The organism is Proteiniphilum propionicum, from assembly GCF_022267555.1.
Classification (GTDB): domain Bacteria; phylum Bacteroidota; class Bacteroidia; order Bacteroidales; family Dysgonomonadaceae; genus Proteiniphilum; species Proteiniphilum propionicum.
Genome location: NZ_CP073586.1, coordinates 2086644 through 2099270 on the forward strand (window position 1 = coordinate 2086644; position 12627 = coordinate 2099270).

A 12627-nucleotide genomic window follows, 5' to 3' on the forward strand; every position below is an offset into this window, starting at 1 on the left:
TTTTTAGAAAGTTACGTTAAGCCCAATATTATATACTCTCATGTTAGGATATTGTGTCGGGCCCGCCTGTTCAGGGTCAAAACCATCGGTCTTGAGATTGTGCCAGGTGTACAAGTTATCTCCATTGATATAGAAACGAATGCTTTCGGCATTTATCAGCCCCGAGGCTTTTTTAGGTAACGAATATCCTATCTCCATATTTTTTAATCTTACATATGATGCGTCCATGATGTAGTAATCGTTCGGTACATGGCTGGTGGATTGGGTATTTGCCAAACGTGGGTGTGAAATATTTACCTTCTCACCATTTAGCTTCTGCTGGTATCTTTCAGCCGACCAGCGATTCATATGCATGTCGAAGTAAGATTTGGCGCTCAGCTCCTCGAAAATGCCGGCATCGGCATAGTAACGGCTGTATTTTCCAATTCCCTGGACCAGGCATGAGAAATCGAATCCTTTGTAGGTAACTCCGAAACTGGCACCATAGATATATTTAGGTACTAGGCTTGAATATTTAATTGGGACAATATCCCGGTCATTAATTACGTTATCCCCATTTTGGTCAACATAGATAAAGTCGCCGGGTTTGGGAGTCCCTATCTCATAGTCAAGCCCACTGTCTTTGATTGCTTCTTCACTGTTAAAGAAACCGCTGCCATCTTTGCCTTTGGATTCATCAATAGTGTAGTCAATCTGGTATCCCCAGTTCTGTCCAAGCGTATAACCGGTTAGTCTTTGCCTGTGAGCATAGTCTTCCGGTAAATAAGGCTCGTCTGCCTCCGTTACCCTGTTTTTATTATAACCCAGGTTTAAGTTTGCATTGAAGCCAAAGTCGTGGCGGAACCATTTGTTATAACCAAGAACCAGCTCAAACCCCTTGTTCTCAACTTTTCCCATATTCACTTTTGGGAGCGTGTGCTGCGGCCTTCCCTGAAGATCGGGCACAATGCCTCTCTGTATCAGGATCTGACTTCTGTTTTCAGTGAAATAATCAAATGTCAGACTAAAATCATTAAAGAGTCCCAAATCGATAGCATAGTTCTGTTTTTCAGCAACCTCCCATGTTATGTCCGGGTTACCCAATGCACGTTCTTCAATTTTTCCACCCATGCCCAGGCTGGGTATATACAGAACGCGTACGTCGTCATTCACCCAGCCATTGGTATTGATATCATCAAGGTAAAGGAATCTGTTGTAACCAATCTTATCGTTACCCACTTTTCCCAGGGATGCTCTCAGCTTTAAGTTTGTAAGCGTCTTATTGTTGCGTAAAAACTTTTCATTTGAAATGACCCATCCGCCGGAAAGTGCGGGGAAGAAACCAAATCGTTTGTTTGGAGAAAATTGCTCAGAGCCGTTGTAACCTAAATTGACTTCAGCCAGGTATCGATCATCATACGAGTAAGTACTACGGGCAGAGAAACCTATGACGTTAAACGGTAAATATTTATCAGTGTACGGATCATCTTCCGAAGCCTCTTTGTAATCTCTTTGGGCAAGTAGTAAACCACCTACTTTGTGCTTTTCATTAAACACCCGGGCATAATTCATCTGCCATTGCAAATTTACAAAATATCCTGACGATACTCCTTTGCTCAATGATAAAGGCCCTTCGGAATCATCGTCGCCGTCATCCAGCACATACACCTGCTCACCTGCCTTGTTTTTCAGATATTTGTAACGGATATATCTCCGGTTTCCACGCATAGTAGAACGGGCGCGCCCATTGAATGAGACCTGCGCTTTGGAACTTAATCCCGGAGTAATGAAGTCCAGGTTGATGTCTAGGCCGGTTACAGAGTTTACGCTGGAGCGGGTCTCATTGACATATCCGGCACGATTTAACAGCCCGTAGGCCGATTTGAGAGGATCGAGCGGGTCACCTACGATACGGCTTGGCTTTGAGTCCACCAACTCGCCACCCGCGATCTGTACCTTATAATCCATGCTCGACAGCGGACCGGGCGAAGTAGGCCGGTGCGTCAGGGAAGCGACAAAGATATCACTAATGCCTGAGTTGGGAGAGTTTATTTTTTCAACGCTACTGGCTATATTCAAAAACGCTTTTACTTTTTGATTGAAACGGAAGTCAATATTCGATCTGAAGTTGTAGCGATCAAGTGACGATTGCGGTTTGTAACCCAGAAATTTTTTAGATTCGGTGTTAAAGATACCACCCTGTGTTACATAACCGCTACTGATAAAGTATTGTACTTTGTTATTACCACCCGATAGGTTTATATTTCCTTTCATTATAGGGGCATGGCTCTTAAAGAGTATTTTCTGCCAGTTTTGGTTTGGGTGCCAGTATGGATCTGTTGGTTCACCGGTTTTCCAGCTTTCGAAAAGTGCAATATCCTCTTTGCTGAATTCAGCGAATGGCGCAGCACCCTCATTCATTAATGCTTCATTACGCAGTATCGCATATTCCCATGAATTAATACGTTCAGGTTTGAATGCAAACCCCTGAGTGCTATACTCCAAGGAGGTGCTAACCTTTACCGATCCCTCCTTTCCACGCTGGGTAGTAATCAAGATAACGCCATTGGCACCTCTGACACCGAATACGGCTGTGGCTGATGCATCCTTTAAAATTGAGATATTTGCAATTTCGTGAGGATCTATGTTTGAAATATTGTCATAAGGAATGCCATCAACAAGGATAAGAGGATTCATTCCATTCATTGTGGCTGCACCTCTGAGAAACAGATTTATGTTTTCGCGTCCCGGCTCGCCGCTCGACTGCATTACTGTAAGCCCGGGCAGACGACCGGATAAAACAGATGCAACATTGGTTGAAGAGCTTTTAAGCAGATCCTTATTATCCAGTGATGCAATAGAACCGGTTACCGAAACTTTCTTTTGGGCGCCATATGCTACGACCACCACCTCGTCCAGAAATTCGGTAGTTGGTTTTAACTGAATGACCAGGGGTGATTGATTTGTGACGTTTACCTCTTGGGTATCGTAGCCCAGGTAAGAAAATACAAGTACAGCAGGCAGATCGACCGAAAGAGAAAACTTTCCATCTATGTCGGTCACAGTACCTGTAGTCTCTGCACCTTTAACTACAATATTTACCCCGATAAGAGTTTCTCCTTTTTCATCTTTTACAAGCCCCGTAACGACATGCTTTGATGAGACAGCTGTTTCATTTAAGGCATATGCAGGACAATAATTAAATAATATTAGTATAAATAATACTAACCTACCTGCATTTACCAAACAAGACAGCCTTTGCGCTAGTGGTTTTGTGTTGTTTAAGTACATAGTAAAATTGTTAAATAATAATTAAGTTAATAAATTAGTTTTCACGTTGCCTTTTAATCAAATATTTAAATATTTGTACAATTGGATTAAATATTTCATATACATTTGCTTTAAAAATTTAGGAAACAAAAATATGAAATAACAAAATCGAGCTCGTGTGTGTTTGTACATTTGATTTGCTTAATTGTGCTTATTTGCTTTAATGTACAATCGAGATGATAAAATGTACGGAAGAGCACTATAGGTATTCAAAATATTATTTTTTTTACAAATGATTAGAGAAATATGCAGGTCGTGACTTTAAAAAGGTTAATTTTTGCAATTTTACCCCTTTTCTGTATTGCTGCCAATACAGAAAAATTGTATTTTAATATTGAATATTTAACAATTCAGGAAGGTTTGCCACATACTGATGCTAACGTCGTGATTCAGGATAAAGACGGGATTATCTGGATTGGTACTTATGCCGGTTTGTGTAAGTATGACGGGTATCAAATTGAGACATTTTATCAGGAGAAGGAGAATTTTTCAAACAGTTACGTTAATCGTATCCTGGATATATCTATTGATGATGAGGGAAAATTCTGGCTTGCTACTGTTGCGGGTATTCAATACTTTGACCCTGCGACCAAAGAGTACTTGCCCCTTACAATTTATGCTAAAGACAGTCAGCATGCAGTGAATAAAAACATAGAAAAAATTCTGTCAGTAAAAGATTCTTTTGTCCTAATCAAAGATGCAGATAATCAATTTTATATGTACGAGCGTGTGGGTGATAATATATTGCAGGAAATCAGTATAGATATAAATGCTCACTGTTTTTCGATGCAAAAAGACAGACTGAACAGAGTATGGCTTTCTACAGATCAGGGATGTTTTATTTTTGATTCAGGCAGAAAAATCAATCAACTTGAACTCCCGAATGCAATATTATCTGATGAGGGAAAAGTAATCCGTTATACTTTTTTGGACAGCCATAATCAGCTTTTTATTGCAACTGAAAAAAATTTATATGTCAGCAATAGCCTTCAGTTTATCAATTCCAAAAATAATGAGGGATCAATATATAAACTTAGCAGGCTTAAAAAATTACCTATTTCCTTTGAGAATGGGTTGATCACCGATATTGTTGAAGATTTTAAAAACAACTACTGGGTATCTTCCACAAAAGGATTGTTTCTTTTAACTCCCGAAAAAGGAGAACTTAATGTGGCTTCCTTTTATGCAGGCAAGGCCCCCAGCTCAATTAACTCTGATTTCATTATTGACCTTTTCATTGATCAGACTCATAATCTTTTTATATCCACTTACGCTGGTGGGGTTAATGTAATAGACTTGCAGCAAAAAGCTTTCTATCGTGTACAACATGAACCTGATAATCCCAATACTATATCTGATAAAATAGTCAGGGCTATTGCAGATGATGGTACCTGCATATGGGTAGGTACTCACTCCAATGGGCTAAACAGGATTAATAAAAACAGCAAACAAATTACCCGTTACTTACATAACAAATCGGGCAAGTCGCTTAGCTGCAACAATATACGTTCTTTGCTTTTAAATCAGGACTTGCTCTGGATCGGACATACCAATGGTTTGGATATATTGAATATAAAGGAGAGCAATCCCAAGATACAGAGTTTGAATGATATCTGTAATTTCCCTAATGATGAAGTAACCGGTATTAGCAAAGATTGCTTTGGTCAGATATGGGCTGGAACATGGAATCATGGAGTAATTAGAATTATTCAAAAAGATAACCGCTTCGAATGCACGGTATTCAAAGAATCTCAACCTGCTACCAGTGCATTTACCCCAAAGCGAGTAATAAGTCTGTATGCTGATGAAATATATCCTGAAGTGTTCTACTCTTCAGGAGAACAGTTGGTCCGGCTGATGTTGAATGAAGAGGGGCAGGTAATGCATACTATTCAATATCAGGCTGATGAAAGCAATCAATATACTTTAAATTCAAATTTTATTAGCACTATTCGTCGTCAGAACGATTCGGTACTCTGGCTTGGGACGTTGGGCGGCGGAGTGAACAGGATGGTGCTTCTTGATGGTAACGACTATAAAGCGGCATCAATTAAAACTGGCGACTCGCAATATCAAAATATTGAATGCCTGGAGATTGATAACAACAATAATATCTGGGCAGGTGGAAACAGATTGTACCGTTTTAATCCGTTTAATCAACATTTACAGGAATTTAAGATTCCTGGAGGTATGAATAGTTACAAGATCGGTAGCTCTTTTATTTCTTCTGAAGGCACCATATATATGGGCGGAATTGATGGCTTTATCTATTTTAACCCCGCCGAAATCAAAAATAACCGGACATTGGCTCATCCCAACATTTCTTATATTGAGGTTAATAATCAAAAAAGGAATTTTGTTGATAAAATTGAACTGAAATATAGCGAGAACAATATTAAAATATTTTTAACTCCCTCACATTACAGCTCTCCTCACGATTGTAAATTCAGATATCGTCTGGCTAACTATGGTACTGAATGGGCTGAAACGCCAATTGGAGTACACTCAATCTCATATGCCAATTTGCCTTATGGTAAGTACACACTGGAGCTTATGGCTACAAATAATGATGGGATATGGAGTACGGAGGTGTTCTCAATACCATTGAATGTTATTCCTCCATGGTGGTTGTCAGGAACAGCTAAATATATTTATATTTTGCTGATTATTATAGTTATGGTCGCCGTTTACTTCTACATATCCTATTGGATAGAACTGAAGAAAAAACTGGCATTGAAAGAGGCAGAAAAACGTCAGTCTAAAATGCTGCAATTACAGCAGAATCAGTTTTTCACCAATGTATCTCATGAGTTGCGCACTCCGCTAACATTGATACATGGAACGATCGAAAAACTGATAAGGGAAAAGGATTGGAAAGAGGAGTATGGTAATATACTAACACGTAATACAGGCCGGATGATGCAGCTTATAGACAATGCCATTCATTTCGATAAAATAAAAGAGGAGCTCAATCCGCTGAAAGTAAATGAGGTCCCGATATATTCATTTTTTGATTCCCTGAGCCTCGATTTTAAAAATCTTGCCGATGTTAAACAGATAGGATTCAACTTCGATATTATGTTGGTCGACCGCGATGAGATGGGTTGGTTTGATGAAGAGTATATTACTGAAATTTACTTCAACCTGTTGAGTAATGCCTTTAAGTACACACCTGCACATGGTATGATTAATGTAAAAGTGGCATTGGGAAAAGATAACTTTACACATATATTCAATGAAAAGTACACCTTAACAACTAAAAATGAGAAGTATGATCACAACCTTGAAATATTTATAGAAGATAATGGCATGGGTATTCCTAAAAAGTCTCTGGCCAAAATTTTCCATCGATTTTATCAGGTAGAAGAAAGTAACGATAGCAATATAATAAGTTCGGGTATTGGTTTAGCTTTGGTAAAGAAATTGGTACTATCTCATAAAGGCACACTTTCAGTTTCGAGCGAAAAAGGGAAAGGGACAGATTATATAATTAAGATACCTCTTCGTAAGGAGTATTACTTGGAAAATGAAATAAATGATAAAAATCGGGTTATTGTAAATCAAGATGTTCATGAAGATTACAAACTCCTGCCAAAAGAGCTAAATACACATATTGACGAATTAAAACCTGTTCTGCTAATAGTAGAAGACAATTTGGAGGTACGCCTCTTTCTGAGACAGACACTTTGTAAAAGCTATAATATTGTGGAAGCTGTTGACGGGTTTGATGCGCTGGAAAAAATCAGGTTACACAGGCCCGGCGTTATACTATCTGATCTGATGATGCCAAAAATGGATGGATATGAACTTTGTAAAGCATTAAAACAAAACAAGGAATTTGCACATATCCCGTTTATATTGTTGACAGCCAAAGTGGCTTTAGACGCCAAAATTGAAGGTGTAAACGTTGGGGCAGACGCCTACCTGGAAAAACCCGTTAACACCGATCTGCTTTTTTCAACTATTTCCAACCTTTTCCAATCGAAGAATAATGTAAAAAAGTATCTTTCGTCCAACTACTTGTCGGTTGCAATGGGAGATCGTCTGCATAGCCGGGACAATGAATTTTATTACGAAATTATTAAACTGATAGAAAAGAATATAGATAATCCCGATCTGAATGTAGATTTCTTCTGTAAAGAGTTGGGATATAGCAGAACCAGTTTATACCAAAAATTCGATGAAGTCATAGGTATGCCTATAAAGCAGTTTGTCAGGACAGTACGGCTGAAGGTCGCCGTTAAAATTATTGCTGAAGAGGATGTTGCCATATCAGAACTGATATTGAGAATAGGTATAAAAAGCCAGTCCTATTTTACAAACATTTTTAAGAAAGAGTATGGTATGCCCCCAAGTGAGTATATGAAAAAACTTAAAAACAATAATTCATAATTCTATATGAGAGTAAAACATGTGTTAATCTGTCTCTTGCTTGTGCTGTCACTGAGCAGTTGCATTGATGGAGGAAACAGACAAGATTTAACAAACTATGTTGACCCGTTTATCGGAACCGCTGATAATGGACACACTTTTCCCGGGGCTACATCTCCATTTGGAATGATTCAGGCCAGTCCGCAAACGGGGAATGACGGTTGGAGATATTGTTCAGGCTTTAATTATGGCGATGATACAATTATTGGCTTTGCACAAACTCATCTCAATGGAACCGGTGGCCCTGATCTGGGGGATATTCTATTATTCCCTTTTACGCGACTAAATGGAGAGGATAAGTATCTAAGTGCCTTTGATAAAGAGAGGCAAAAAGCTTCGGCCGGATATTATAGCGTTTATCTCACTGATGCTCGGGTGTATGCAGAGATGGTTACTACTCCACGTACAGCATTTTACAAGTTCACCTATTCAGGAGAGGAGATTCCCCAGCTCCTGGTTGATCTTCAAAACGGAATAACCGGTTGGGGTAAAACGGTGCAGGACCATGTATTGGAAGCGGAACTGAAGATTGTTGGCAATCGGATGTTGTTAGGTCACAACGAGGTGGAGGCCTGGGTGAAAAGGAAATATTTTTTTGCGATTGAACTGAGCGCTCCTTTTGGTGAGAAACGTGTAGTCCCTAGGCAGGAAAAGGAAAGAGCCGACCGTCTGGTACTTCAATTTCCTTCGCTTGAAAAAAGGGAACTGTATGTGAAGGTAGGTCTTTCAACGGTAAGTACTGATGGTGCTCTGAAAGCAATAAGTGAGGAGAATCCGGATTGGGATTTCGATGCAGTCAGAACTGAAAATCAAACAGCATGGAATAAACTGCTTTCCCGTGTAGAAGCAGAGGGACCGGAAGAAGATAAAACAAACTTCTATACTTCGCTCTATCACCTGTTTATTCAACCCAACAATATTGCCGATACCGATGGCAAGTATCGCGGGGTGGATGATCAGGTCTGTCAGGCTGCGGATAACGAGTATTACTCAACCTTTTCATTATGGGATACCTATCGTGCATCCCATCCTCTCTACACCATATTAACCCCGGAGCGGGTGAACGGATTTGTCAGGAGCATGATTGCACATTACAAAGCACAGGGCTATCTGCCCATCTGGACGGTTTGGGGTAAAGAGAACCACTGCATGATTGGCAATCATGCTATTCCGGTTATTGTAGATGCCTATATTAAAGGGTTCAGGGATTATGATGTGGAGAAAGCATATGAAGCAATAAAAGTGAGTTCAACCGAGAATCATTTTAACTCTTCGTGGGATATATATAATAAATTTGGATATTATCCTTTTGATCTTATCGAAGTAGAATCTGTCTCCCGAACCTTGGAGTCGAACTTCGACGACTTTTGTGTGGCTCAGATGGCAAAAGCAATGGGTAAAATGGACGATTACAACTCTTTTTCGGAGCGTGCCGGTTTTTTTAAAAATTTATTTGATCCTGAAAGTAAATTAATGCGCGGCAGGGATTCCGGAGGGGAGTGGAGAACTCCTTTCAACTCTTTGCGACTGTCACATGCCTCCACAGCCGGAGGTGACTATACAGAGGGAAACGCATGGCAATATACCTGGCATGTACAGCATGAAATAGAAGGCTTAATAAGCTTAATGGGCGGTAAAGGCCTGTTTGCAAGTAAGCTGGATTCTCTTTTTTTCTTAGCACCGGATAAGATGAATAGTGGCTTTACGGCTGATGTTACCGGCCTTATCGGTCAATATGCCCATGGTAATGAACCCAGTCATCATGTAGCCTATCTTTATCAATATGTTGATCAACCCTGGAAAACCGAATCGTTAATACGAGAAATCTTCGATCGTTTCTATCTGCCTAAGCCTGATGGACTTTGCGGCAATGATGATTGCGGGCAAATGTCGGCTTGGTACATATTCTCAGCAATGGGCTTCTATCCTGTAAATCCGGTTGGGCAGGAGTATGTAGTCGGAGCGCCGCAACTTCCCAAAATTACACTACATTTAGAGAACAATAAAACCTTCAGAGTGGTGGCTAAAAACCTGAGTAAGGAAAACAAATATGTCAAATCCATCACTTTAAACGGCATAAAACTGAAAGGGTTTACATTAAGTCATCAAGACATTATGGATGGAGGAGAATTAATTTTTGAAATGAGTAGCGAAATACATAATAGAAAATAAATAAAAAAACTGAAATGAAAATGATGCTTAGATTGGTTTTACTCCTTTGCCCTGTTTTTTTATTGGCAGGATGTTCAGACAATAAAACCGTAGAGATAAAGAATCTGCGTACAGAGTACATGGTGGAACCATTGGGTGTGGAATCGGCTATGCCACGGTTTACCTGGGAATATCAGGGCGACGATGAAGATTTTAAGGAGGGAAAACACGTTATTTATATCGGTACCGATAAAGAAAATTTGCAACCCTGCGATACATATCTGGATTATGAATCTCATACCCGTTATTACTGGAGAGTTAAAGTATGGAATGAAAATGATAAAGAGCCGATTCTTTCTGATATAGCCTCTTTTGAAACAGGTAAATTGCATGAATCTGATTGGGTTGCAAAATGGATTACCGACAACCATCCAAAAGATTTCGAACCGGCTCCCATGTTTCGGAGGGAGTTTTTTGCAGATAAAAAAGTGGTACAAGCACGCTTATATATTGCCAGTGCCGGTTATTACCTCGCTTACCTGAATGGCGAAGCTGTGGGTGACCATTGCCTTGATCCTGGTTATACTCAGTTTGATAAGCGTATCCTGTATGTTACACACGATGTAACCAGATTGATAAGGCAGGGGAAAAACGCTATAGGCGCTGTTTTGGGAAACGGGTGGTATAACGTGCAATCTAAAGCTGAATGGCTTTTTGAAACTGCTTTCTGGAGGAATCGCCCATCTTTTATCGCCGAACTTCATATTAATTACGAGGATGGCAGTCAGGATTTTATTCTTAGTGATAATCTCTGGAAAACTAATGCAGGTGCTTACCGTTATAATGATATTTATAGCGGCGAATTTTATGATGCACGCCTTGAAGATAACGGCTGGATTTATGCCGATTATAATGATTCTGGCTGGGAGTATGCAGAGGAAATTGAATCACCTTCGCAAAAACTGGTCTCTCAGCAGATGCCTCCGATTCGTGTTACGGAAACGATAAAACCAGTTGGTTTTAAGAAATTCAACAATCAACTATATGTGTATAGCTTCCCGAAAAATATGGCAGGGTTCTGTTCTCTCCATGTGAAAGGGACCGAAGGTACCAATGTACGCGTCTCCTACGGAGAGTTATTAAAGGATGGTGGGCGTTTGGAACAGGGGAATATAAATGTATATTACCATCCGGAAAAAGAGGAACAGATCTTTCAAAGTGACCTGTTCACGTTAAAAGGGGACAAGCAGGGAGAGACTTTCACACCGGCATTCTCTTACAATGGGTTTCAATATGTTGAGGTGGAGAGTGATCAGCCTGTTGAGTTGTCTGAGAATGATCTGACGGCGCTGTTTGTGCATACCGACCTGGCACCCGTGGGCAGCTTTAGCTGTTCGTCAGACTTGTTGAATAAGGTGTGGAATGCTACTATGCAGGCATACCGAAGCAATATTCATAGTATTCCCACCGACTGTCCGCAACGTGAAAAGAATGGCTGGACTGCTGATGCTTATATAGCTATTGATCTGGCTTTGTTGGGATATGATGGTATTACTCTTTATGAGAAGTGGATGAATGATTTTATTGATAATCAAAGGCCTAGCGGAGAAATTTCAGGTATTATCCCGTCTTGCGGGTGGGGATTTGGTGAGTGGCCCGGCCCGGTATGGGATGCTGCAATGTTTATTATTCCTTATGCTTTATATAATTATTATGGCGATATGCGATGTATTGAAAACCTCTACCCATCAATGAAAAAATATCTGGAGTATATCAAAACCACAGAGAGAGATGGATACCTTCCTTCAGGGTTAGGTGACTGGGTATTCTGGAAGTCAACAACCAACGTTGAGTATACATCAACATTGTTTTATTATCTGGATAATAAACTTATGTCATTCTTCTCCGACCTGTTGGGCAAAGATTCTACTCCATACCGTAATAAAGCCGAAACTCTAAAAGAGCTTATCAACAATAGATATTTTAACCCCATTACCGGTATTTATGCTGAGGGAACACAAACAGCTCAGGCTCTTGCCCTCTATTTGGGTTTGGTGGATGAAGGTAAAGAGGCTTTAGTGGCCGAAAACCTGCATAATAAGGTTGTTGAAAACAATTATTTTTTAGACTTTGGCCTTCTTGGCAGTAAAACAGTACCGGCTATGCTTACTAAATACGGTTATGTTGAAGATGTGATGAAGATGGCTCTTAAAACCGATGCCCCATCGTGGGGCTACTGGGTGGAAGCCATGGGATACAGCACATTACCCGAGACCTGGACCTTGGATCCGGATTTCAAGGATGCCTCTCTGAATCACGTTTTTATGGGTGATATATCGGCCTGGATGATGAATAACCTGGCAGGAATTAATTATGACAAGAATAACCCGGGATTTAAGAATATTTTGTTTACCCCTCACTTTGTGAAAGATTTAGATTGGGCTAAAGGGAGCTACTATTCAGTAAAAGGTTTAATAACCAGTGAGTGGAGAAGGGTAAAAGATGAAGTAAAACTCACCATCTCTTTACCGGTGGGAACTACAGGTATATTGAAAGCTGGAGATGATGAGACTAATTTAAAACCGGGTAAACATACATTTACATACAAAGAGTAGAACCCATTTTATTGGGGAGTATAAAAACTGCTGTAAATGTTTGCCGGATCTATTACTTTATGTCGATATAGGATATTTGATAAAACGGATAATCCATATGGCGGTTCTTTTTTGAGAAATG

4 protein-coding genes are annotated in these 12627 nt (G+C 39.9%); 3 read left to right on the plus strand and 1 reads right to left on the minus strand.

The features are described 5' to 3' along the window. Positions 1–3: 3 nt before the first annotated feature. Entirely contained in the window at positions 4–3270 is a 3267-nt protein-coding gene (locus KDN43_RS08555; protein ID WP_238841554.1) for a SusC/RagA family TonB-linked outer membrane protein, read from the minus strand. A 360-nt stretch (positions 3271–3630) separates the two neighbouring features. On the opposite strand from KDN43_RS08555, the gene KDN43_RS08560 reads away from it, so the two are divergent. From KDN43_RS08560 to KDN43_RS08570, 3 genes are read left to right on the plus strand one after another with little or no spacing between them, the layout of a single operon-like run. Next, complete coding sequence (locus tag KDN43_RS08560) at positions 3631–7701, plus strand: hybrid sensor histidine kinase/response regulator transcription factor (protein WP_238841555.1); 4071 nt, start codon at positions 3631–3633, stop codon at positions 7699–7701. Positions 7702–7707: 6 nt separating this feature from the next. Then, positions 7708–9912, plus strand: coding sequence for a GH92 family glycosyl hydrolase (locus tag KDN43_RS08565; protein ID WP_238841556.1), 2205 nt, complete (start codon positions 7708–7710; stop codon positions 9910–9912). A 14-nt stretch (positions 9913–9926) separates the two neighbouring features. Then, on the plus strand, positions 9927–12506 hold the full coding sequence (locus tag KDN43_RS08570) for a family 78 glycoside hydrolase catalytic domain (protein ID WP_407681760.1): 2580 nt from the start codon (positions 9927–9929) through the stop codon (positions 12504–12506). The last annotated feature ends 121 nt before the right edge of the window (positions 12507–12627 follow it).